20 protein-coding genes and 1 tRNA gene are annotated in these 23,558 nt (G+C 39.3%); 20 read left to right on the top strand and 1 reads right to left on the bottom strand.

The genetic code is table 11. The features are described from left to right. Positions 1-144 precede the first annotated feature (144 nt). The 12 genes from BR73_RS0103375 to BR73_RS0103430 all read left to right on the top strand — a co-directional run bounded on the left by BR73_RS0103375 (position 145) and on the right by BR73_RS0103430 (position 12,646). Positions 145-1,860 carry a M3 family oligoendopeptidase gene (locus BR73_RS0103375; RefSeq protein WP_033164403.1) on the top strand — a complete coding sequence of 572 codons (1,716 nt, stop codon included), beginning with the start codon at positions 145-147 and terminating at the stop codon, positions 1,858-1,860. A 770-nt stretch (positions 1,861-2,630) separates the two neighbouring features. Continuing rightward, positions 2,631-3,584 carry an ABC transporter permease gene (locus tag BR73_RS0103380; RefSeq protein ID WP_051684930.1) on the top strand — a complete coding sequence of 318 codons (954 nt, stop codon included), beginning with the start codon at positions 2,631-2,633 and terminating at the stop codon, positions 3,582-3,584. A 263-nt stretch (positions 3,585-3,847) separates the two neighbouring features. Further along, positions 3,848-4,714 (top strand): ABC transporter ATP-binding protein, encoded by an 867-nt coding sequence (locus tag BR73_RS0103385; protein ID WP_051684931.1) that lies wholly within the window; start codon positions 3,848-3,850, stop codon positions 4,712-4,714. A 71-nt stretch (positions 4,715-4,785) separates the two neighbouring features. Next, positions 4,786-6,261 (top strand): nitrogenase component 1, encoded by a 1,476-nt coding sequence (locus BR73_RS0103390; protein ID WP_033164404.1) that lies wholly within the window; start codon positions 4,786-4,788, stop codon positions 6,259-6,261. Beyond that, positions 6,254-7,564: a nitrogenase component 1 gene (locus tag BR73_RS0103395; protein WP_033164405.1), complete on the top strand. Its 1,311-nt coding sequence runs from the start codon at positions 6,254-6,256 to the stop codon at positions 7,562-7,564. Before BR73_RS0103390 ends, BR73_RS0103395 begins: the two co-directional genes overlap by 8 nt. A 110-nt stretch (positions 7,565-7,674) precedes the next feature. Further along, positions 7,675-8,670, top strand: coding sequence for an ABC transporter substrate-binding protein (locus BR73_RS0103400; protein WP_033164406.1), 996 nt, complete (start codon positions 7,675-7,677; stop codon positions 8,668-8,670). A 12-nt stretch (positions 8,671-8,682) separates the two neighbouring features. Continuing rightward, positions 8,683-9,510, top strand: coding sequence for an ABC transporter permease (locus BR73_RS0103405; RefSeq protein WP_051684932.1), 828 nt, complete (start codon positions 8,683-8,685; stop codon positions 9,508-9,510). A gap of 4 nt (positions 9,511-9,514) precedes the next feature. Beyond that, entirely contained in the window at positions 9,515-10,276 is a 762-nt protein-coding gene (locus BR73_RS0103410; RefSeq protein ID WP_033164407.1) for an ABC transporter permease, read from the top strand. Positions 10,277-10,347: 71 nt separating this feature from the next. Further along, a complete protein-coding gene (locus BR73_RS0103415) occupies positions 10,348-11,349 on the top strand; it encodes an ABC transporter substrate-binding protein (RefSeq protein ID WP_033164408.1) in 1,002 nt (333 codons plus the stop codon). A 123-nt stretch (positions 11,350-11,472) separates the two neighbouring features. After that, positions 11,473-11,835 carry a hypothetical protein gene (locus tag BR73_RS0103420; RefSeq protein ID WP_033164409.1) on the top strand — a complete coding sequence of 121 codons (363 nt, stop codon included), beginning with the start codon at positions 11,473-11,475 and terminating at the stop codon, positions 11,833-11,835. 110 nt (positions 11,836-11,945) lie between these two features. Next, on the top strand, positions 11,946-12,476 hold the full coding sequence (locus BR73_RS0103425; protein WP_033164410.1) for a GNAT family N-acetyltransferase: 531 nt from the start codon (positions 11,946-11,948) through the stop codon (positions 12,474-12,476). 98 nt (positions 12,477-12,574) lie between these two features. Further along, positions 12,575-12,646: transfer RNA gene (locus BR73_RS0103430), tRNA-Glu, on the top strand. 76 nt (positions 12,647-12,722) lie between these two features. Here the strand turns inward: BR73_RS0103430 and BR73_RS28610 are convergent. Continuing rightward, entirely contained in the window at positions 12,723-12,887 is a 165-nt protein-coding gene (locus BR73_RS28610; protein WP_156034577.1) for a hypothetical protein, read from the bottom strand. 359 nt (positions 12,888-13,246) lie between these two features. Between BR73_RS28610 and BR73_RS0103435 the strand changes: the two genes are divergently transcribed. The 8 genes from BR73_RS0103435 (at position 13,247) to BR73_RS0103470 (ending at position 23,555) form a co-directional block, all read left to right on the top strand. Further along, entirely contained in the window at positions 13,247-14,275 is a 1,029-nt protein-coding gene (locus BR73_RS0103435) for a hypothetical protein (protein ID WP_033164411.1), read from the top strand. 38 nt (positions 14,276-14,313) lie between these two features. Continuing rightward, positions 14,314-14,871 (top strand): hypothetical protein, encoded by a 558-nt coding sequence (locus BR73_RS0103440; protein ID WP_033164412.1) that lies wholly within the window; start codon positions 14,314-14,316, stop codon positions 14,869-14,871. Between the two features lie 517 nt (positions 14,872-15,388). Beyond that, complete coding sequence (ltrA, locus tag BR73_RS0103445; RefSeq protein WP_033164413.1) at positions 15,389-16,801, top strand: group II intron reverse transcriptase/maturase; 1,413 nt, start codon at positions 15,389-15,391, stop codon at positions 16,799-16,801. Positions 16,802-17,537: 736 nt separating this feature from the next. Further along, positions 17,538-18,872, top strand: a complete 1,335-nt coding sequence (gdhA, locus tag BR73_RS0103450) for an NADP-specific glutamate dehydrogenase (RefSeq protein WP_033164414.1) — start codon at positions 17,538-17,540, stop codon at positions 18,870-18,872. Positions 18,873-19,583: 711 nt separating this feature from the next. Then, positions 19,584-20,501, top strand: coding sequence for an ABC transporter permease (locus tag BR73_RS0103455; protein ID WP_033164415.1), 918 nt, complete (start codon positions 19,584-19,586; stop codon positions 20,499-20,501). A gap of 9 nt (positions 20,502-20,510) precedes the next feature. Further along, positions 20,511-21,554 (top strand): ABC transporter permease, encoded by a 1,044-nt coding sequence (locus BR73_RS0103460; protein ID WP_033164416.1) that lies wholly within the window; start codon positions 20,511-20,513, stop codon positions 21,552-21,554. Positions 21,555-21,577: 23 nt separating this feature from the next. Next, positions 21,578-22,588 (top strand): ABC transporter ATP-binding protein, encoded by a 1,011-nt coding sequence (locus BR73_RS0103465; RefSeq protein ID WP_033164417.1) that lies wholly within the window; start codon positions 21,578-21,580, stop codon positions 22,586-22,588. Further along, a complete protein-coding gene (locus BR73_RS0103470) occupies positions 22,578-23,555 on the top strand; it encodes an ABC transporter ATP-binding protein (protein ID WP_033164418.1) in 978 nt (325 codons plus the stop codon). Before BR73_RS0103465 ends, BR73_RS0103470 begins: the two co-directional genes overlap by 11 nt. Positions 23,556-23,558 lie beyond the last annotated feature (3 nt).

A 23,558-nucleotide genomic window follows, 5' to 3' on the forward strand; every position in this document is an offset into this window, starting at 1 on the left:
AAATCTTTAAGTTATTAAAATTAAAGATGTCGATTTTGTAAAAATCAGTAGAATTATTAGGCTCCTTCAACTATAATAGCTAAAAAAACACATGAGTTGAAAGTTTGAAATCTTATTAACATGAGAGTAGAAGGAGAAAGCAGAATGGCTGAAGTACAAAAAGGCATAAAGTTTAGTGAAATGCTCTATGAAAGACCGGATATGGATGAAGTAATGACAGGGATGAAGGATTATTTAGAGCGTATTAAGAAGGCTGGCAGCGCTAAAGAGCAAGAGGATTTGTTCAGGGACTATGAAAAAATGGTTTATAAAGCTGTCACGATGCAGGAAATAAGTGAAGTCAGAGCTTATCTTGATGTTAACGATGAATTTTATAGCAAAGAACAGGAATATTGGGACAATGTGCAGCCGGGAATAAAAGAATTAGAGACGAAGATACATGAAGCTATGGTAAATTCTCCTTATATTGAAGAACTGAAAGAACGGTTGGGCAATACAATCTTCTATAAATGGGAAGCAGAAACTAAAGCTATTAATGAATCCATTTTGCCTCTGATGGCTGAAGAAAATGAACTAACCACGAAATATATGAAACTACTTGCAACAGCCACAGTTAACTACAAAGGGGAAGAAGTACCTCTATCTAAGATGAAAACATACTTCTATGAAGTAGACCGGGATGAGCGCCGTAATGCGTTATACACCTATAACCATTGGTTTTATGAGAATAGAGAGGAACTGGATGAGCTCTTTGACAAACTGGTTAAAAACCGAACCAAGCAGGCAAAGGAACTGGGCTTTCAAAGCTATACCGAACTTGCCTATATACTAAGGGGGCGAATTGGTTATGGTCGTTCAGAGGTTGAAATCTTTCGCCAGGAGGTACTTAAGAAATGGGTTCCTTTCATAGTGGAGTTAAAAGAAGGACAACGTAAACGTTTGGAGGTGCCTACTTTTCGAATTTATGATTCACCTATGCGGTTCAAAGACGGCAGCCCTGTTATGAAAGTAAAAGAGGAAGATTTTATCAAAGCAGGTGTTGAAATGTTTCATCTAATGGGTAAAGATACCGGCGAATATATCGATTTTATGCTTGTAAATGAACTAATGGATTTGTTTGACCGTCCGGGGAAAGCACCTTATGATGGGTTCAGCGTGGATTTTACGGCTTACAACGAGAACTTCATATTTGGCCGTTTTAATGGAGATGAGTCTGACCTGGAAGTATTTACCCATGAGTTTGGGCATTCTTTTGCAGGTAAGATTTCCACGGAACAGCCGGAGCTGCTAGTGGAATCCAGAAATCCTCTGGGTCAGGAAATAGCAGAAACCCATTCAAAGACAATGGAGCTGATTACCAGTAAGTATGACTATCTGTTCTTTGATGAGTACAACCTGAAAAAATATCATCAGAAGAAAATTGAGTATTCAGCATATTTTATCAGTTCAATCTGCATCGGAGATGAATTTCAGCATCTGATCTATGATAACCCTGATTTGACACCCGAGGAACGAAACAGGACATTTGAAGAAATACATAAGAAGTACAATCCTTATATTGATTATTCAGACCTGCCCTTTGATTCCTGGGGCTGTATGTGGCAGGACATGACGGTTATTTACGCAATGCCGTTCTATCTTATTGACTATGCACTGGCTCAGACACTGGCCTTCCAATTCTTTGCAGAATCCTTAGAGGACATGGACAGTGCCTGGAAGCGTTATATTTCATTTTTGAGTGCTGCAGGTACAATGACCTTTCCAGAAATAATTGAGAAGTGTGGACTTCGTTCCCCTTTTGATAAAGACTGTTTTGATTATATTTATAAGATGGTAAATACTATGCGGGAGAATCTTTAATTTACAATTAATATAATTTTATTGTCAAAGGTCAGTGTTTTACAAGAGGTGAAAAATATCACACAAAACCAGAAAGAACATTTTTTGCCTTTTTATAGGCGAATTCGTTCTTTCTGGTTTTTTATAATTTGCCTGTACTCTTATGGAGGCAGTACTTTTGACGTTCAAATCATAATTTATTAGTTTATAAAAGCTATTCTTTTATAAAGTTGAGGATTATGTTGAGTAAGGGTGGCATTAATGTTAGTTTCGATGTTATTGTTATTTTATGGCTGCGTCTTTGAAGCTTAACTTTAGAGTCATCATCTTTGAATCACCAGCTTCGAATTATTATTTTTGAATCTAAGTCTTTGAGTTACCTCTTTAAGATATAAACTTTTAAACACCGACTTCGGATATCAGACAATAAATCTCATGCTCATAATCTAGTCGCTGATCTCTCTTTAACTTTTTTCTTTGGATATTATCATTCTTATATTTAGTCTTTGAAGCTCTTTTTTTGGCATCCTATTTCTGCATCTCAATAACTCAATATCCATTATCAAATAAATATATTCTAAGCTGTAGGGAAAGTTGGTATAGACAAAGATTATAGAAAAAGAAAGCAAAATAACTTATATGTTTTAATTGACAAAATATACCAATACGTTTATAATCTACAAACAAATACATATAAAATAATATGAATACTATGATATAAATTATGGAATAAATATAACCAAATGCAGTTTATTTTGTAATTTACATATAGGCTTTTCAAAGGAGGTTATATGAAGGGAATACACTTAACTTTAGGACGAAAAATATATAAAAATACAGCACTTATTATATTTCTCATATTGTGGGAAGTCCTTCCGAGAATAGGAGCTGTTCCTGCCAATTTTCTTCCGCCGCTTAGTATTGTGCTAAAGGAAATCCTTTTGGAGGGGAAAGAGGGATATCTGTTTCTTAATCTCCTTCTAAGCCTATATCGTATTATGGCAGGGTTGCTGCTTGCAACTGCAGCAGGAGTCAGCGCGGGACTTGTCTTGGGATATTTACTGCCGGGTACAGCAAAAATGCTATATCCCTTGCTGCGCTTGTTTGGTCAGATTAATCCTTATTCCCTTCTGCCGTTATTTATTGTTTTTCTGGGGATTGGAGAGAGTGCTAAAATTGCCATAGTTGCCTGGACTGCTGTATGGCCCATACTGTTTCATACCATAACCGGTGCAGGGAGTGCTGATATTGAAGTGTTAAAAAGTGCAAGGGCTATGGGAGCCGGCAGGTTTCAAATTCTTAGAAGTGTTATTCTGCCCTCTGCGGGACCAGCAGTATTTGATGGGCTGAGAGTTGGTGTTGAAATGGCTTTTTTTGTACTTATTGCCGCGGAAATGACAGGAGGAACGGGAGGTCTGGGGGCAATGGTACATCTTTCTGGCATGAATTTTTTAATAAATAAATTGTTTGCCTCAGGGGTCTGTATTGTGATCCTTGGAGTAATGATAAATTTTCTTTTATACGATTTACAGAAAAGATTATTTTTCTGGAAAGAAACTGTAAGATTTTTTCAAACAGAAAAATCCTCAGGACAGCATAAGGCACTGGGAGCCAAAGGGATTGCTTTTATAGCTATTCTGTGTGTTGTGATACTGATAGGCGGATACTACCAGAGTCTTAGGGCTTTCAGACTTATGAATGATTCAGGAGCGGGAGAGGAGTTTAATCATTTTTTCTCGGAATAAGGTAATATTCATAGGGATTATTTTAAAAAAAGCAGGCAATATAATTTTATTTTTTTACTTGACGGAAAATCTAATTAATGTTATAATTTCCCAAAATATAGTAAATTAATATGAATAGTAGGAATAAAATAATTCAATCACAGTATTAGTTTTGCTGATTAGATAACTAAAGGCAGGTTTTTCCCATCTTGGCATGAGGAAAACCTGCCTTTGTTTTATAGAGAAGGAAAAACCTTGTAAATTCATTCATAGGAGGGAATTATATGGCAGAGGTAAGCGTTATACGTGAGAGAGTACCCGATAACAGTAAAGAAACAAAAATCGAACTTCATAATCTGAGTCAAATCTACAAAATCAATTCGGGCAAAAAGAAAAGCCGGGAAACAGAGGAGTTTCTGGCCCTAAAAGACTTTAGCCTTTCCGTTAAGGAAGGAGAATTCATTGCAGTAGTAGGGCCTTCAGGATGTGGTAAATCTACTCTGCTTGATATTGTTGCAGGACTTACAAAACCAAAATCCGGAAATATCAATATCGGAGGAAAGAGAGTTACCGGACCGGCTCTGGATAGGGGATTTGTTATGCAGGGTTACGCACTGTTTCCCTGGAGGACCGTATTAAAGAATGTGGAATTTGGACTGGAGTTAAAGCATATTCCCAAAAGACTGAGGGCTGGAATTGCAAAGCAATATATAAGCCTGGTAGGTCTGGAGCAGTTTGAAGACAGATATCCCTATGAATTGTCAGGTGGAATGAAACAGAGGGTAGCCATTGCAAGAGCTCTGGCATACGACCCGGAAGTGTTGTTAATGGATGAACCCTTTGCTGCCGTGGATGCACAGACAAGAGAAAACCTGCAGGATGAACTGATTAGGATAGTTGATAAAACCAATAAAACTGTTATCTTTGTAACACACAGTATTGATGAAGCCGTTCTGTTGGCAGACAGGGTAGTGGTAATGACCTGTAATCCAGGAAGCGTTAAGGAAATCATACCTATTAATCTGCCAAAACCACGCAGCAATGCTACCATCCATGAGGCAAGGAACTTTGAAGAAATAAGACATTATATCTGGGGATTATTACAAAATCAACGAGAAAATAACGAGCACCTTTCTGCTGTATCTGAATAAGAAATTTACATTTATATGTATCTGTTAATAGTTTCACATTTAAGATATAAAAATTTGTAAGGAGGAGCTATATGGCAATTGATTTAAGACGAAGTCGTGTTGCAACAAGAGAGGAAAGGCTGGGTTCTATCGTTGGTTATACAGGAGATATTAAAAACCTGGCAGAATGTTCAGGCTGCGGTAAACTTAAGGATACGGGCAGGTGCTTTAGTCAGTCCAGTTCCTGTGATGCAGGCTGTGCCCTGGGATATCTTGCAAATATCCGGGATATCGCCATTATAAACCATGCACCCAGTGGTTGTACCGCCATGGCGTCGGGAATTGTAACCAACCATATTCAGCTGGCTGCAAAGAGAAATCTTCCTTATCATTCTGTATTTCTGGGTACGGATATGAATGAAGCAGATACTATCTTTGGAGGAGGTGAGGGACTGGTTGCTATTATTAAGCAGACCTATAACCGTTATAAGCCTTCTGCTATCTTTGTGGGAACCTCCTGTGTCTCCGGTATAATTGGTGAAGATGTAGATTCCCTGATAAAGGAGGCGGAGGAAGATATCCCTGTGCCTGTAATACCGGTTCACTGTGAAGGTTTCCGCTCCAAGGTCTGGGCAACGGGATTTGATGCGGCGGATCATGCGGTACTGAGAGGAATAGTAAAGCCGCCCAGGGAGAAACGAAATATAGTCAATTTTAAGAATTTTAACGAAGGAGCCAGAAAAGAAATAACTGAGATGTTCCGCAAATTAGGAGTAGAGACCTTTTTCCTTTATTCCAACAGCACTATTGAAGAGCTGTCCCATATCTCAGAGGCACTGGCTACCGTATCCATCTGCGGAACTCTGGCTTCTTATCTTGGTAACGGGCTTGAACAGGAATACGGCGTACCTTATATTAAAACCATTAATCCCATTGGTATTACAGGATTTGAAACCTGGTTAAAGGAAATTGGTGAGGTTATCGGGAAAGAAGAACAGGTAGAAGAATTTTTAAGAGAAGAACGAAATAAGTACCTGCCTGAAATCAAGAAAATAAAAGAGAAGTTACAGGGACTGAGGGTAGTCCTTGGTATGGGTTCAAGCTTTGCTTTCCAGGTTGCAAGAGTTATACAGGAACTTGGAATGGAGGTGGTGTATGTAGCCTCCTGGCATTATGATTCTGTGTATGACAATGGAGAGGCGCCACCCCATGTTCAGTATCTTGCAGAGCATACACCCAATAACTTTAAAGTCAGTATTGCAGACCAGCAGAACTTTGAGATTTTAAATATTTTAAATACCTATAAACCTGACCTGTACCTGGCAAGACACGGGGGAACCACTGTGTGGGCAATCAAACAGGGGACGCCGTCCATTTTTATGGCAGATGAGTATATGGCATACGGTTATAAGGGAACTTTAAATCTTGCCTATAAGATACTTGATACGATTACCAACCGAAGTTTTGAGAGGAATCTGTCCTCAAGGATTGAGCTTCCCTATACCGAATGGTGGTACCGTCAGGACAACGCAGCGCTTTATAAAGGAGGGGATTTAAAGGATGCCTAGAATATTGGATCAAGCCAGATATAAATGTGGATTAGGAGGAATGCAGACCGTTCATGCCATAACAAAAGCCCTGCCTATCCTCCACTCCGGCCCTGGTTGTGCGGATAAATTAGAGGGAGCCGGCAGTGCCGGTACCTCGGGACACTTTGCACCACGTATATTCCCCTGTACCAATATCAGCGAAAGTGAGGTGGTTTTCGGCGGAGAGAGAAAGTTACGGGAGACCATTGAAAATGCTCTCAGGGTTATAGATGCAGATCTCTATGTGGTTTTGTCCGGCTGTTCGGCTGAGATTATAGGGGATGATATCGAGGCGGTTGTAAGAGAATTCAGAGAGGGAGAAAAGCCGGTCATATACGCATCTACTGCGGGCTTTAAGGGAAATAATTACCTGGGTTATGAATGGGTACTGGAAGCAATTTTTAAGCAGTATTTGAAAAAGGAGGCAGTATATGGTGTGGAGACAGGCCTTGTGAATATATTTGCCGGGCTCCCCATTCATGATCCCTTCTGGCATGGAAATTACGAAGTACTTTCAGAACTTTTAAAAGAACTTGGACTTAAGCCGAATATTATCTTTGGATTCGGTAATGGTATCGAGAACATTAAACAGCTGCCAAAGGCAGAATTTAATCTGCTGGTTTCACCCTGGCTGGGTCTTAGTAGTGTAGAGTTACTAAAGGAGTTGTTTGGAACACCCTTTTTGCATTATCCCAATCTCCCAATTGGAGCATATGAAACCAGTAAGTTCCTAAAGACAGTAGGTGATTTTGCAGGAATCGATCCCAAAAAGACAGCAGCTCTTATTGATGAAAAAGAGAGGAAATATTATTACTACATAGAACGTTATGCAGATGTATTTCTTGAGAACCGTGTAATGTCCAAACGTTTTGTTGTAGTTTCTGATGCCCAGTATACTCTGGGTATTACCAGATTCCTGGTAAATGATGTGGGACTGTTTCCCGAAAAGCAGTATATAACGGATGATACACCGGAACCGTATAAGAAGAACATAGAGGATTTGTTTCAGGATTTAAATTATGGAATTAAAGCAGAGGTGTCTTTTGAGACAGACGGATATCAGATACAGGAGGAAATAAAGAACACGGATTACCATGGATATCCCCTTCTGATAGGAAGCTCCTGGGAAAAGAAAGTGGCTAGAGAAACCGAGGCACACTTTCTGTCCATTTCCTGGCCCCTTAATGAACGATTGGTGATAAACAGCTCCTATGCAGGCTATGAGGGCGGCCTTAAATTTCTGGAGGATATTTACTCTGTGGTGCTGACACGGTTCAACTAGGGAGTTAAAAATTGTATAGGTCTGGAAGCATATACCGCACAAGGATACTGGTAAAGGGGAAGGGGATAAGGAAAAGCCGGCATTTCATAGGCATGCAGAAAGGATGTTCCATGAGAAAGAGAAAAGTAATCTGTGTATTAATGGCAGCAGTAACCCTTATGGTGATTTTATCAGCCTGCCGAAGTAAATCAGAGACAACGGATGTTTCTGCTGCTGCTGATGATTTATTTACGATCAGGGTAATGACACAAACAGGCTTTAATGAACTGAATGTGGCAGATGAACTTGGGTATTTTAAGGAAGAAGGGATAAAACTATCATATATCGGTACCCTTGGAAAAGGGGTTACGGAATATCAGCTGATTGAACAGGGACAGTTAGATGCATTTACCGGCGGGCATCCGCCTAATGTTGCTCAGGCCAGATTGGCAGGAGTAAAGGTGAAGGCGGTGGCTCCGGGAATGGTAGATAATGAGGATTTTCCTCATGTAAGGTATCTGGTACAGGACTCAAGCCCATTACAGTCCCTGGAGGATATTACCGATGAGAAGATATCCATATCCGGAATCGGTGCCTGCAATGATGGATACATAAAATATTATCTTCAGAGTAAAGGACTGCCCTATGATAAGATTGAATGGGTTACTTTATCCACCGGAGGGCAGCAGGAGCAGTCTTTGGTACAGGGGCAGATTGCTGTTACCACCTCCCATCCTCCCTATGCCGGCAAGAGTCTTGCAGCAGGTGGTGTGAGAGAGATAGGGACCAGTTGGGATATCTTTCACAGTCCAGGCGCAGGACTGTCGGTAAGAGGATTCAGTGAGAAATTCATAGAAGAACACCCGGAGATAGTGCAAGGATTTGTTAATGCCATGTATAAAGCACGTATATGGATTAATACCCATCAGGAGGAGGCTATAGAGATAAATGCCAAATATCTGAAGCTGGAACCCAAGGACCTGAGTGTCTTCTGGTATGATGAAAGCAAGAATATAACACCGGATTATATTGAACAGTGGTTTAAAATTGCAGAAGCCATTGGGTTGTGGAAGGAAGGGGATATTATGCCGGAAGAGGTTTATACCAATGATTTCATACCGAAATAGAGGGGTGGGAGAATGGATAATATATATATAGTCAGAAATAAGAAAAAGAATTTCCTGTCAGAACAGATAAAAAGTTTATACAGGGTATTATACCGCCTTCTGGCAGTATTTCTCTTCCTGCTGCTTTGGGAGGTCATATCTCGATTGAAGCTGGTGAATGCAATATTTCTGCCTCCGTTTACAAAGGTGCTGGAAGCGCTTTATAAGCTTGCTTTGTCCGGGGAATTAGTAAAGCATCTGTCTGTCAGTCTTTGGAGATCCCTTATGGGTTTTACCCTGGGGCTTGGTTTTGCCATACCCTTTGGGCTTGCAATAGGGTGGTTTAGAAAATTCGAACGGTTTATAGATCCGCTGATACAGTTATTCAGAAATCTGCCGGTGCTTGCACTGCTGCCGGTCTTTGTAATGATTTTTGGTATAGGGGAGATATCAAAAATTGCAGTAATATTCTGGGGAGTTCTATGGTCCGTACTATTAAATACCATTGCAGGTGTGAAAAGCGTAGAACCACAGTTAATAAAAGCCGCCAGATCCATGGGGACTCCAGGAGTTGTACTTTTTATACGTGTAATCCTTCCGGGAGCGCTGCCCAGCATATTTACCGGTATCCGAATAAGCGCAACTACTTCCATATTAATACTGATAGCTGCTGAAATGATCGGCGCCAGCCGGGGTCTGGGGTATGCCTTATATTTTTACCAGGCTAATTTTAAAACACCGGAAATGTATAGCATTATTGTAATTATGGCACTGCTTGGTTTAAGTATTAATTATCTGCTTATTAATATAGAAGCAACTGCTTTTCGATGGAAAGAAAAGATAGGAAGTGAAGGGAAGTAAAAGGATGAAGAAGATAAAGGGTTTGTTGTATAAATACGGGGCAGTACTGTTTTTCTTTGCACTCTGGGAAGCAGCAGCCAGGGGAGGGCTGGTAAACCCTGTATTTATTCCACCCTTTTCCAGAGTGGTGCTTGAAATAGTAAAGATGATAGAGAATGGGGAGTTCTTTATAAATTTGTCCGTAAGCCTGTTAAGGGCTGCTACAGGCTTTTGCCTGGCTTTGGGCTTGGGAGTGCCTATAGGGTTTGTGCTGGGAGGTTGGTTTCCCAAAATAGGAGAGGCCTTTCAGGGGTTATTGGAAGTCTGCTCTCAGATTAATCCCTTTTTACTTTTGCATATTATATTGCTTTTTATGGACGTAGGGGAAAGTTCAAAGATAGCTATTATAACCTGGACCTGTGCCTGGCCTGTTATTTTCAGTACCATATCAGGCATTAGAAATACAGAGCCAGACCTCTTAAAGCTGGGAAAGTCCTTTGGTTTAAAGCGGTGGCTCATGTTCTGGAAAGTCGTTTTACCATCCACTGTACCTTTTCTGTTTACAGGAATTCGCTTAAGTGCCGGGTACTCTTTTATAATGCTTATTGCTGCTGAGATGATGGGTGCCGATTCGGGATTAGGTTATTATATTTTGAACAGTCAGATGAATTTTCGTATTACTCAGATGTATGCAGCAGTACTTTTAATAGCCGGTATGGCCTTGCTTATTGATAGTTTACTGGAGAAGCTGGAGAGAGGCAGGTCTGGGTATCTGCATGATAATTAACGTTGATTATAGAAATACATAATTCATGACCTGATTGGTTTACTGGTACAGGACATGTAATGGAGGTTGCAATGAAACAACATAAAAGCAGATTGAGAAGGTGTGTTCTAATATTAGTACTACTTTTGACTTCCTGCTCAAGAGTTGCGGAGAATCCGGTGCCGGAAGAAATAAAGCTTTCCTATACCGGGACTGCGTATGATCTGCCGCTGCTTGCTGCCTACCAGAACGGTTATTTTGAAGAGGCGGGGATTAAGGTAGTTCTGGTGCCGGTGAAGGCAGGAGAACTGGGAGAAGAAATGTTAAAAGGAACGGTGGACGGAGGAACAGCAGGTGCCGGGATATTGGAGGATATCTATGCCGGACTGCCGGCTAATATCGGGGGAGGCGTACGGGGAGCCTGTGTGGAAATCCTGACATTGAAAACTACTGAAATATCCGGAATAGAACAGCTTGGTAATAAGAAAATAGGAGTTGTGACAGGGGAAGCAGGCATTGCAGCAGCGGCAGCTGCCTGGGAGGTACTTAAACAAAAGAAGGTAGAGGATTATCAATCCATAGAGTGGGTTATGGCAGAAGAAAAAGAGCTGGCAGGAGCTTTGAGGGAGAAGCGTATTGATGCTTTGGTACACTGGCAGGGAGAAGAGACTGCCATAACAGAAGAAGCAGCTGTTATTTATCAGAACAGCTTCGTAAAGACAGAGGGCGGAGGACACAGCCATGGCTCTAATCCTCATTTCTACGAAAGCTATGCAGTGATTTCTTCCAGACTGGCAGAAGATTATCCTGAAAGTGCCTCCAACCTGTTGTCAGCCTGGATGAAAGGTGTCAATGCAGTAGCAGGCGGCCTTGCTTATCAGCTTGATCTGGCAGAAGCAGAAGGTTTTATTTCTGATGCTTCCTACAATGAAGAATTAAAGAGATATATGTTTGTACCCGGCATTAAGACTGTTCCTGGGAATCTTGAAGCAATAGTGGAATTTGAGAAACATATAGGCTTATTAAAAGCTAACACAGAGCTGGATGAGCTTATTAAGAAGGCTTTTATAAAATTACTGCCGGATTGGGGGTGATAAAAAGAGTATGATTACTTAGCAGGAAAGAATAACCTTGATTATATGGATAATAATGGGTATAATGTATAGGAAAAAAGTAGTTTTATTTCTTGTCCATATAAAGTAGAAGGAGAATAAATAATGGAAATGAGTTATATCAAGCAGCCTACAGAGTATTTATGCGGACAGGCTTGTGTAGCAATGCTGGCGGGGGTAACCGTTGAAGAGGTGGTAGCTTTAATGAACAACGAGAAAGGAACCTCTAAAAAAGAAATAGCGGACTCTCTTACCCATTATGGAATAAGACATGGAAAAACCATGACAAAAGCAGATAATACTACTCCTTTACCGGAGGTCTGTCTCCTGAAGCTTTTATTACCGGGCTATAGCCACTGGGCAGTTTATTATAAAGGCAAATATTATGATCCTGAGTTCGGGCTTTTAGAAAACCGTTATACGAAAGCAAGAGTACAGGGCTATTTAGAAATATTTCTGGAGGAGTAGGCGGAATACATATAAAAGTAAACAGAATAAGAGTGTTAGAATATTAACAAAAACTTTAATTTTTGCTGGTAAATAAAAATTAACTTTTGATGGAGCTTTGGGGGAATTATATGATTTATTATAATGAGGATGATGACTTAATAATACGTTCAATGTCTTATACTGATATTGAAGCTTTTGTGCTGGGATTTGCCGGTCAGGGTTGGAATAAACCTGCGGAGCAGTTTCTAACGTATTATAATGAACAGGAAAACAACATAAGAAAAATTATTGTTGCTGAGTATAAGGGGAATACAGCCGGATATGTCACACTGCTTCCTTTTGTCAAAGTCGGCCCCTTTGCTGACAAAGACTTTCCGGAGATTGTAGATTTTAATGTATTAATCCCATATCAGAAAAAAGGAATCGGAAATCGGCTTATGGATGTTACAGAGCAGCTTGCAAAAGAAGTCAGTGATTATGTAACTCTGGCAGTTGGCATGCACAGTGGATATGGAACAGCACAAAGAATGTATGTAAAGAGGGGGTATATCCCCGATGGATCCGGTGTCTGGTATAAAGACAGACCTCTGGAACCTTATGGAGCTTGTGAAAATGATGATGAATTGATTCTGTTTTTTGTGAAAGAATTGACATGTTGAAAGAAGTGTAAATTATCAGGATAATTAAAAAAATAAAAAAAATTAAAAAAACTCTTTACTTTTCCTTTGAGATAGTATATTATAAATATTGTTCTTAAGGCTCGTTGGTCAAGCGGTTAAGACGCCGCCCTCTCACGGCGGAAACAGGGGTTCGATTCCCCTACGAGCTGCTTTAATATTATGTAGAAAGGGCATTTCTGCATACTAGAATTTAAAAGGTAATCAATAAAATAAGGCTCTTACATCTTATCGGTGTAGGGGCTTTATTTCATTGATTAATTGAATTTTTATTACATTATTCTGTTTTGTATATATGTGCCTTTTTCCTTTTACCTTACATAACAAAATTCCTTCAGACTCATCATATATTTCTAGAAGTTTATTTACTTTTTCTTGAATATCTTTTCTCAATAAATCCTCCTTTAATGTTACAGAAGAAATCTACTCCTGAAGAAGCCTTTAGTGAATACATATTACACAAGAAACAAGACTTAATCAATCCTGCCAATAAATATGAAGATATTATTCCTGATATTGTATATAAAGCATTGTTAGCTAGAGAAATATATCCTTTTTAAGTTTATTAAATACACAATCACATTTAAGAATATTATATTTTGTGAAATTCTTAAATGGAATTTATACGAAAGGTATACGGTTTATGATGAACTGAGCCGAATGTTATTGAAAAAACATGATGTATCCAGCTATTGACAAATGTAAAAAAATGGTATAATGTGTATTTAAATGAAATATAGGAGGTTTTAATTTTGAGGAATATAAAGAAGAAGTGCATACTAATTTTACTCATAACAATTCCTATATTTGTAATTGGAGGTATGTATTTGAACAATTTCATAGAAAAAAATAAAAAAAATAATAATTATAAAATTAAATCTGTTCAATTTGGCTGTGAATTACTTGACGATGGTGAGTTAGTATTTCACAAAACATTTATCAATGAGAATACATTTAATGGAGATTTTATTATAAGTTCTCGTTCGAATGTAGATGTAGAATATCAAATTATTTTATTAAATAATTATAAACAAGTAAATTTTGAAATCAATAAAAATAAGAGTGAAACTAGCCAAACAATTTTTATACCTCAATCAGAAAAAGAGTTCTTAGATACTAAAATTAACATAACTGCATCATTAGAAGATGGAATTAATGATTTTCTTTTAGTTTTTATAGAAAAATCGAAAAATCAATCATCATCAAAAAATAATTTAGTTTTTAGTAAAAGGTTTACAGCTACTAATAATTCAATGAACCAAGATAAATATAGTATAAATTCATCGGATGAAATTGAAATTATTAATAGTATTTTCAATTTATCAATTGCTCTTAACACTGAATTAAGAGTAGATACAAATGAATATATCCCAAATAAACAAATTGCTATCCCAAATAATAAGAATGGGTTAACTAAAATACCAATAGCTATAAACTTACAAAATTCAATATATGGGTCCCCTTTTTATGACCAGTATTTAGAAGATGCTAAAAAGAATAAAGAACAGATCATAACGATTATTGCTATATCTGATGGCAGGTTAATACCCTTATACTATTCAAACGGGAATAAAGATTATAAACTATTTTATAATGTAAAGTTAGGTGAAACAGTACTTATTAGCCCATTATTAAATAAATCTGATTTGGATAATAATCAAAATATTTACTTTTTTGTACTTACCTATCCCTATGAGAGTTTAGATAATTTATTAGGTACATATAAGGCAACAAATTGGTCTACGGTATTAAATGATACAATAAATGCTAAATTGGAGTAAAGTTTTATAATTAATATAAAAAATGGAGGATGTAGATAATGAATAAGAAAAAGCTTTTCGCATTATGTTTAGGTCTGGTTGTAGCTTTCCAAGGTAACATATATGCTAATGCTGCAAGTACCGTAGATCAGCAGCCAGCTTATACTGAAGACACAGATACAGAGATAGTATATACAGGTACCTTATATGACGTACAAGATAGTACTACAAGCTCTGGTTCTAATCTGCGAGCTGGTATAGACTGGGATACAGTAATATATGTTTGTGTTAATGGTTGGGACATTAGTAGGCAAGATTGGTGGAATCCATTTGATGATAACGTTGACGAATGGGCTAAATTCAAAGTGGGTGTTAGACTAACCTCAGAAGATGGTATAAGTGTAAAGTTAAATACTTCTGGACATATTTACAAAAATAATTCTTTTTGGAGTAGTATAGCTTCTACAACTGCTTATGGTGACGAAGTAGAAGCATCAAGGACGGATCAATCACCTAATCATGGTGATGATTATGAAACAACAGGCTACCACAAAATGTGGGATGATTTAGGAGTTAATAGACTTAATGAAACTACAATAGTGGATTTCACATTCTAATAATAAAATTTATAGTTATAAAACTCTTACTCAGTTTACAAATATACTAATTCTTCAGGCAATTAATTAGTATAAACTCAAGACCTTTTATGATAAAATCATAGAGGGTCTTTTCATTGTGCGCCTGGCGGCGCACGTTTCTAATGGGTGAAAGTCCCTAGTCTGCCCTAGTAGTGGGAAAGACACAGCCAAGACCAAGGGTGTCGTGGGTGACTGCGAATCTGAAGGAAGGTGGAGGCAAATCTCTGGTCTGACGAACAGAAATCACATCAGGCTACAGTTAAGGATAAGACTGCAATACAAGTTAAAGTCCAATAACTACTCGGAATTAACTGTAGTAAATGTGGCAGATGGATGGAGAGAAAGAAACGTGTGGTACCCAGGGAGATCTCGTCAGCAAGTGAAAACAGAGTATGAAACTTGTAGTAACAACGAATGACGAGAAGTCAGCCGAGGTCATAGTACCATTTCAGTTGCAAATGATATGGGAAGGACTGAACTTTAGGAGGTACAAGCAATGAAAGTAACTGATAGTAGATTTAAGAACAGACAACTTCATATGGAAGACTATCTGCAAATGGTATCTGCGGAACAGAAAGAGGATGCAGAAGTGTTCGACTACGGGAAGATTACTGAAAAGAGCGGTATCATCACAAACTATTGGATGAATAATCTCTTGGAATTGATTTTGCGAAAAGATAACCTCAACAAGGCATATAAGCGAGTGAAATCAAATAAAGGAGCAGGTGGAACAGATGGAATGCAGGTGGATGAACTTCTGCCCTACTTAAAGGAAAACCAAGACACCTTAATTCAAGAGATAAAGGGAGGCAGATTTAAGCCAAACCCAGTTCGAAGGGTAGAAATACCAAAAGAAACAAAAGGTGAGTTCAGAAAGCTTGGAGTTCCAACCGTGGTTGACCGAGTTATCCAACAAGCAATCATACAAGAACTAACGCCTATCTACGAGGAGCAGTTCTCAGAAAACAGTTTTGGTTTTCAGCCGAAAAAAGGTGCACATGATGCACTGAAACAATGCCAAAAGAATGTAAACGAAGGCTACGTATATGTGGTTGATATGGATTTGGAAAAGTTCTTTGATACCGTATGCCAGAGTAAGCTGATTGAGGTATTGGGAAGAACCATCAAAGATGGCAGAGTTATCTCTTTGATACATAAATACCTCAATGCTGGAGTGATAACAAAAGGGGTGTTTGAGAAAACAGAGGTCGGCATGCCACAAGGTGGACCATTAAGTCCATTGCTAAGTAATATCATGCTAAATGAGTTGGACAAGGAACTTGAAAGCAGAGGACATAGGTTTGTCCGATACGCAGATGATTGCATGATTTTCTGTAAAAGCAAAAAGAGTGCAGAAAGAACCTTGGAAAACATCATACCATTCATTGAGAAAAGGCTATTTCTGAAAGTGAATAGGAAGAAAACGCAAGTCGCGCACATCAGTAAAGTTAAATATCTTGGATATACATTCTATAGATATAGAGGTAAATGCAGATTTAGAGTACATCCGAAATCCGTAACAAAGATGAAAGACGCAATACGAAATCTGACAGACCGAAACAATGGCATGAGCAACACAGCGAGAGAAGATAAATACCAACAGTTTGTGAGAGGATGGATAGAGTACTTTAAACTCGCAGATATGAAGAATCTTCTAAAAGGCATAGATGAATGGGCTAGACGCAGAATACGAGCGGTCTATTGGAAACAGTGGAAGAAAATCAAGACAAAGTACAGAATGCTTAGAGCCATAGGATGTGAGCATTGGAGAGCCAAAGAACTTGCCTGTAGTAGAAAAGGGTACTGGCGCATGGCGCAAGTGCTGAACCAGATATTTTCTAATAAAATAATAGCCAAGCTAGGATATACATCCATGCTTGACTATTATCTGATAGTTTATGAAAACTAAAGAACCGCCGTATACGGAACCGTACGTACGGTGGTGTGGGAGGTCGGTAGATAAAATAATTATCTACCTCCTACCCGATTAATTAATATCTGAACTTACCATAATACTCAGCAATATGCAAAATAGTCTTCAAATTACCTTTTATACACTTCAAGTAACAAACAACTTTCTTGAACTTTATTGTACGTTTAAGACTCTAAATTTAATAATGTAGATGAAACCATAATTCTTGAGCAGATGGGACATAGTGATATTTCAACAACCAATTAGTTCTATTATTTCTTTATTAAAAACCAAAAGACAAAAAAATCACAGAAAAATACGAAATTTCAGTTTAAGAAAAAAGTCTTCTTGCTTGAAAAGGTGTTACACTATAACAGTTTGTTAAAGTATCTGAAGGATGTAAAAAAGGTAGAACATAAAGTTAATAGATACAAAGTAATAATCCCCGGGGATTTGCTGCTGGCATTAACAGCATCGGATTAATACTACATATAATAAGGAAGCTTTATTACTGCATCAAATTAAACTGTTGAAAAATAACGAGATATCGCTTATAATTATTTTGAGCGAGGCCAAAGGGTAACCCTGTCTTTGTGTTACCCTTTTTTGTTTTACATATATTGGTATAGCTACGATGCCGGGAAATTGTATGGCTTTGGCAGCTCAGGCTGTATGAAAATTTAAGAGTAGGCCACAATAATTCATACAGCTAAGAGAGGTGGCGAGGAGAAGTATGGATTATATAAATGAAATAATTGATATGGTGATTCGCAAAAATCCTTCAGAAGCAGAATTTCACCAGGCAGTGAAAGAAGTATTGGAGTCATTACGTCCTGTAGTGGAGGCTAATGAAGAGAAATTTCGTAAGGAAGCTTTGCTGGAGCGTCTGGTTGAACCCGACCGTCAGATAAAGTTTAAAGTTCCCTGGGTAGATGACAGCGGCAAGGTACAGGTTAATACCGGTTACCGTGTTCAGTTCAACAATGCCATAGGACCTTATAAAGGAGGATTAAGACTTCATCCTTCCGTTAATATCGGAATTATAAAATTCCTTGGTTTTGAGCAGATATTTAAGAATTCACTTACAGGCCTGCCCATAGGAGGCGGAAAAGGCGGTTCTGATTTTGACCCAAAGAATAAATCTGACAGAGAAGTACTGGCGTTTTGTACCAGCTTTATGACAGAGTTATATAAGTATATAGGTGCAGATACTGATGTACCGGCAGGTGACATCGGTACGGGAGCAAGAGAAATAGGTTATATGTACGGTCAATATAAAAAGATCAGAGGCACTTATGAGGGAGTGCTAACCGGTAAAGGACTGACCTACGGCGGTTCCTTAGTCAGAAAGGAAGCAACTGGTTATGGCCTTGTATACCTGACAGAGGAAATGTTAAAAGCTCATGGTCATTCCATTGAGGGTAAAAAGGTAGCGATATCCGGCTCAGGTAATGTTGCCATATATGCAGCTGAAAAAATCCAGGAACTTGGCGCTACAGTAATAACCGTAAGTGATTCAAATGGCTGGGTATATGATGCAGAAGGAATAGATTTAGCGGCATTAAAAGAGATAAAAGAAGTAAAAAGAGCCAGGCTGACAGAATATATCAAGTACCGCCCTCAGGCTGAATATAAAGAAGGCAAAGGAGTATGGAGTGTTAAATGTGATATAGCACTGCCCTGTGCGACTCAGAATGAATTACTGATAGAAGATGCAAAAGCTCTGGTGGAGAACGGCTGTATTGCGGTAGCGGAAGGAGCCAATATGCCGACTTCTCTTGACGCTACCCTCTTCCTGCAGGAAAAAGGAGTATTATTTGCTCCCGGTAAGGCAGCCAATGCAGGTGGTGTTGCTACGTCCGCTCTTGAAATGTCCCAGAACAGTGAGAGACTCAGCTGGTCCTTTGAAGAAGTGGATGACAGGCTGAAGAAGATTATGAAAAATATTTTCGTGAGTATGTCTGAAGCTGCGGAGCAGTACGGGGCGAAGGACAACTATGTTCTTGGTGCTAATATCGCAGGCTTTTTAAAGGTATCTGATGCTATGCTGGCGCAGGGTATCTGGTAGAACGTTGAGTATTGCCGCCTTCAAAATATAGCAGGAATATAAGCAATTTTCGACACACAGACAGAGGATTAAAATAAATAAATTAACAGGGGTTACTGCTGAATGAACCTGACCTAGCCATGATATGCTGCCGTCAGAGAGTTCACAGTAGTTCCTGGTTTTATACATGGCAGTGCAAGGAGTTATTTATATTATATTCAACTGTATTGTTAATATTTTAATAGAATAAAATATAAAATCACACAACAATTCCTCAATTATCCAAAATATTTTGTAGGAATGTACCGTCGTACCGGTTATAATGAAATTGTATACATGTTATTTACATAAAGATAGAAAATCATTGTTTATACAGTAAAACAGCGGAATATAAAGCATTTACTGAGGATAAAAAATGTTTTTTTATTAGTGAAAATGTTATAAAAATGTAGAATTTCATTATGGTAAAGTACAGGTATTTGTTTACACTTGACATTTATAATGTTTTATACTATTCTTTAAAAAGTGATATATAAATTGCTTATACTTAACATATATTGGTTATAATATATAATTTACCAACTCGAATTTGCACAAGGATGTGTATAATATACACGCCACAGGTGCAATTTTTTTTATTTCTGGGTAAATATGTCTTTATGGTTAAAGGGTTTGCAATTAATATTTGATATATCATAGTGTTATAATAAAAGATAAAAGGTAGGTTATTGTATGGGTAAGTACATTCTTAAAAGGGTGGGTGCGGCAATCCTGACCATATTCCTGGTTGCCACCATAACGTTTTTCCTTATGAACCTGGTACCAGGCGGTCCATTTGTTGCAGAAAAATCCATCAGTGAGCAGGCTCAGCAGGCACTGAGAGAAAAGTTCGGTCTGGATAAGCCACTGATTGTGCAATATAAAAATTATATGGTTAACGTACTTCATGGAGATCTTGGTCTTAGCTTAAAGCAAAGAGGTCGTGATGTCACCGATATCATATTCAGTAAATTTCCAATCTCAGCAAGACTTGGTGGTATTTCCGTTGTTGTTGCGTTATTGATAGGAATTCCTCTTGGCTGTGTAGCTTCAGTTAACAGAGGCAAGTGGCTGGATAATTTTATTATCGTCATTGCTACAGGGGGTATTGCAGTACCAAGCTTTGTTATCTGTACTGTGGGTATGTACGTATTTGGTGTACATTTAGGCTGGCTTCCCACCTTTGGACTTACTTCACCATTACATTATATCCTGCCGGTTTTTGCACTTTCCTTCTATCCCACAGCTTACATTACCAGATTGATGCGTTCATCTATGCTGGACGTAATAGGACAGGATTATATCCGTACCTCCAGAGCGAAAGGTGTTTCTCAGTTCTTATCCCTTTTCAAACATGCTCTGCGTAACGCGATACTGCCGGTAATTACTTATGTCGGCCCCCTGTTGGCATACACCCTGACAGGTAGTTTCATCGTTGAAAAGATCTTTGTTATCCCAGGACTTGGCGGTCAGTTCGTAAGTTCCATCATGAATCGTGATTATACCGTTATCATGGGTACTACCATTTTTCTTGCAACGCTTGTTATCGTGATGAATACCCTGGTTGATATTGTTTATAAATTAATCGACCCTCGTATTCAGCTGAATTAGGAGGAAGATATGAAGGAAAAGAATATATTGAGCTTTCAGTTAAAGGTGGATGACTTTCTGCCTGCTACTGATGATGAGAAGCAGAGCCTGGTGCTGATGCGCCCCAGCGTAAGCTTCTGGAAAGATGCATTAAAAAGATTGGGTAAGAATAAGGTTGCAATGGTAAGCCTTGCTATCATTCTGTTTATAATGATATTTTCCTTTTTCGTTCCCGGTTTATATCCTTATAAATATGACCAGCAGATTCAGGGTTCCGAATACCTAAAGCCTATGACCTATTCCGTACAGGAGCAGGCAAGGATTGATTCCGGCGAGAAGGTATTCCCTCATCTTCTGGGAACGGATAACCTGGGTCGTGATTATGCAGTACGATTGATGGTGGGAAGCCGAATATCTCTGTTGGTCGGGCTTATCGCTTCAGGAATCATTTTAATAATCGGATCACTTTACGGTTCCGTAGCCGGTTTCTTTGGCGGCTGGACAGATATGATCATGATGCGTCTGGCGGATATAGTATACACGGTACCTGATATTTTATTGATAGTATTAATATCTTTTGCTATAAATGAGCCTATGAAAACTTTGGCGACAAAGCCGGGCTTTCAATGGATACAGACAGTAGGTGTCAATCTTATCAGTATCTTCCTGGTATTTGCACTGCTCTACTGGGTTGGTATGGCTCGTATCGTAAGAAGCCAGGTACTTACTTTAAAACAAAGTGAGTATGTGACCGCAGCCAAAGCCCTGGGTGCTTCTAACGGACGTATTATCCGCAAGCATCTGCTGACCAATTGTATCGGTACTTTGATTGTAACAACAACCTTACAGATTCCAGCCTCCATTTTTACGGAAAGCTTCTTAAGCTTCTTAGGATTAGGTGTTGCGATTCCGCTTCCCTCCTTGGGCTCCCTTGCAAGTGATGCCGTAAATGGTTTGAATACTTATCCATATTTGCTGATAGCTCCGGCTATCACCATCAGTCTCATTATCCTCAGCTTCAATTTATTTGGTGACGGTCTGCGTGACGCATTCGATCCCAAGATGAAGAGCTGACAGGTGGAGAGGAGTAACTTTAAATGAATGAATATTTAGTTGATATACAAAATGAGCGGCTCTCATTCTTTACCCCTGCAGGTGAAGTAAAATCCCTTAATGATGTCTCTCTGTCTGTCAGAGAAGGCGAAGTACTGGGAATAGTTGGAGAGAGTGGTTCCGGAAAATCCGTAACGGCCTACAGCCTTATGGGAATTACTGCACATCCGGGACGTATGATAGGCGGAGATATCTATTTTAACGGCCATCATATTAATAAGATGAAAGAAAAAGAAATGCGTAAGATTCGCGGTAATGAAGTATCCATTATATTTCAGGATCCCATGACCAGCTTGAATCCCGTATTCACTATCGGTAATCAGATAATGGAAGCAATCCTGCTCCATACTGATAAAAATAAAAAGCAGGCTTTTGACAGAGCAAAGGAATTACTTCAGCTGGTTGGTATCAACGAGCCGGAGAAACGTCTGAAACAGCATCCTCATGAATTATCCGGCGGTATGCGTCAGCGTGTTATGATTGCCATGGCTCTTGCCTGTGAACCGAAACTGCTGATTGCAGACGAACCCACAACAGCTCTTGACGTTACCATTCAGGCACAGATTTTAGAGCTGATGACGGAACTTAAGAATAAGCTTGGAATGGCCATTATTCTAATAACCCATGATCTCGGTGTAGTAGCCGGCATGTGTGACAGAATAGCCGTAATGTATGCCGGTAAGGTTGTAGAGACAGGAACTACAGATGAAATCTTCTATCATCCGTCTCATGAATATACCAAAGGACTGCTGCAAAGTGTTCCAAGTCTGAATGACACAGACCATAAGAAGCTGATCCCCATTGAAGGTCAGCCTGTAGATATGCTGAATCCGCCGGCCGGATGTCCTTTTGCACCCCGCTGCCGCGCCTGTATGAAGATCTGTCTTCGTACAATGCCTGCGTACACACAGGTTGCAGAGGATCATTACAGTGCCTGCTGGCTCTTGGATAAAGAGAAATTTGAAAAAGGGGAGGTGCAGACCAATGGAAAATAAGAAACTGGTCGAGGTAGAGCACCTTAAACAGTATTTTCCTGTACATGGTGGAAAATTCGGAGAGAAAAGAGTAGTAAAGGCTGTAGATGATGTATCCTTTTTTGTAAACAAAGGAGAAACCCTCGGTCTGGTAGGAGAATCCGGTTGTGGCAAGACAACTACCGGCAGAACCCTCCTTCGCCTCCATGAACCAACGGGAGGTAAGATAATATATGACGGTAAAGACATTACTCATGCAAAAATGCTTCCTTACCGCAGGAAGATGCAGATAGTATTCCAGGATCCATACGCCAGTCTGGACCCTCGTATGACAGTTGGTGATATTGTGGGTGAAGCCATAGATATTCACAAGCTGGCTGCTAATGCAAAAGAACGCCGCGACCGTATAGTTGAACTGTTAAGCCTTGTTGGTCTTAATACGGAGCATGCCAATCGTTATCCCCATGAATTTTCCGGCGGACAGCGTCAGCGTGTAGGCATCGCCAGAGCTCTGGCAGTTAACCCTGAATTCATTGTCTGTGATGAACCGATTTCTGCCTTGGATGTATCCATTCAGGCCCAGGTAGTCAACATGTTTGAAGAACTCCAGGCGAATATGGGACTTACTTATTTGTTTATCTCCCATAATCTCAGCGTTGTAAAGCATATTTCCAACCGTATCGGCGTAATGTATCTGGGTAAGCTGGTAGAATTAGCAGACAGTTATGAATTAACAACTCATAGTGTTCATCCTTATACACGAAGCCTGATTTCTGCAATCCCCGTTGCAGATCCGAAAACTACAAGAAACTCCAAGCGTATAGTCCTTGCAGGGGATGTACCAAGTCCCGTATTTCCGCCTTCCGGATGCCGCTTTCGAACCCGCTGCCCTTATGCGGATGAGCGTTGTGCTGCTGAAGAACCGGTATTTAAGGAAGTATCCGCCGGACATTATGCAGCCTGCCACCACCTTGACCGTGTAAAATAATAA

Origin of the sequence: Clostridium sp. KNHs205, assembly GCF_000702945.1 — a bacterium.
Taxonomy (GTDB): domain Bacteria; phylum Bacillota; class Clostridia; order Lachnospirales; family Lachnospiraceae; genus Anaerocolumna.

What these genes read in the sequence shown, in the direction of transcription:
- BR73_RS0103460 (WP_033164416.1), top strand. Translation starts at nt 20,511, where the DNA reads ATGAAGGAAAAGAATATATTGAGCTTTCAGTTAAAGGTGGATGACTTT.
- BR73_RS0103470 (WP_033164418.1), top strand. Translation starts at nt 22,578, where the DNA reads ATGGAAAATAAGAAACTGGTCGAGGTAGAGCACCTTAAACAGTATTTT.
- BR73_RS0103425 (WP_033164410.1), top strand. Translation starts at nt 11,946, where the DNA reads ATGATTTATTATAATGAGGATGATGACTTAATAATACGTTCAATGTCT.
- BR73_RS0103380 (WP_051684930.1), top strand. Translation starts at nt 2,631, where the DNA reads ATGAAGGGAATACACTTAACTTTAGGACGAAAAATATATAAAAATACA.
- BR73_RS0103385 (WP_051684931.1), top strand. Translation starts at nt 3,848, where the DNA reads ATGGCAGAGGTAAGCGTTATACGTGAGAGAGTACCCGATAACAGTAAA.
- BR73_RS0103440 (WP_033164412.1), top strand. Translation starts at nt 14,314, where the DNA reads ATGAATAAGAAAAAGCTTTTCGCATTATGTTTAGGTCTGGTTGTAGCT.
- ltrA (WP_033164413.1), top strand. Translation starts at nt 15,389, where the DNA reads ATGAAAGTAACTGATAGTAGATTTAAGAACAGACAACTTCATATGGAA.
- BR73_RS0103390 (WP_033164404.1), top strand. Translation starts at nt 4,786, where the DNA reads ATGGCAATTGATTTAAGACGAAGTCGTGTTGCAACAAGAGAGGAAAGG.
- BR73_RS0103395 (WP_033164405.1), top strand. Translation starts at nt 6,254, where the DNA reads ATGCCTAGAATATTGGATCAAGCCAGATATAAATGTGGATTAGGAGGA.
- BR73_RS0103420 (WP_033164409.1), top strand. Translation starts at nt 11,473, where the DNA reads ATGGAAATGAGTTATATCAAGCAGCCTACAGAGTATTTATGCGGACAG.
- BR73_RS0103465 (WP_033164417.1), top strand. Translation starts at nt 21,578, where the DNA reads ATGAATGAATATTTAGTTGATATACAAAATGAGCGGCTCTCATTCTTT.
- gdhA (WP_033164414.1), top strand. Translation starts at nt 17,538, where the DNA reads ATGGATTATATAAATGAAATAATTGATATGGTGATTCGCAAAAATCCT.
- BR73_RS0103415 (WP_033164408.1), top strand. Translation starts at nt 10,348, where the DNA reads ATGAAACAACATAAAAGCAGATTGAGAAGGTGTGTTCTAATATTAGTA.
- BR73_RS0103375 (WP_033164403.1), top strand. Translation starts at nt 145, where the DNA reads ATGGCTGAAGTACAAAAAGGCATAAAGTTTAGTGAAATGCTCTATGAA.
- BR73_RS0103455 (WP_033164415.1), top strand. Translation starts at nt 19,584, where the DNA reads ATGGGTAAGTACATTCTTAAAAGGGTGGGTGCGGCAATCCTGACCATA.
- BR73_RS0103410 (WP_033164407.1), top strand. Translation starts at nt 9,515, where the DNA reads ATGAAGAAGATAAAGGGTTTGTTGTATAAATACGGGGCAGTACTGTTT.
- BR73_RS0103405 (WP_051684932.1), top strand. Translation starts at nt 8,683, where the DNA reads ATGGATAATATATATATAGTCAGAAATAAGAAAAAGAATTTCCTGTCA.
- BR73_RS0103400 (WP_033164406.1), top strand. Translation starts at nt 7,675, where the DNA reads ATGAGAAAGAGAAAAGTAATCTGTGTATTAATGGCAGCAGTAACCCTT.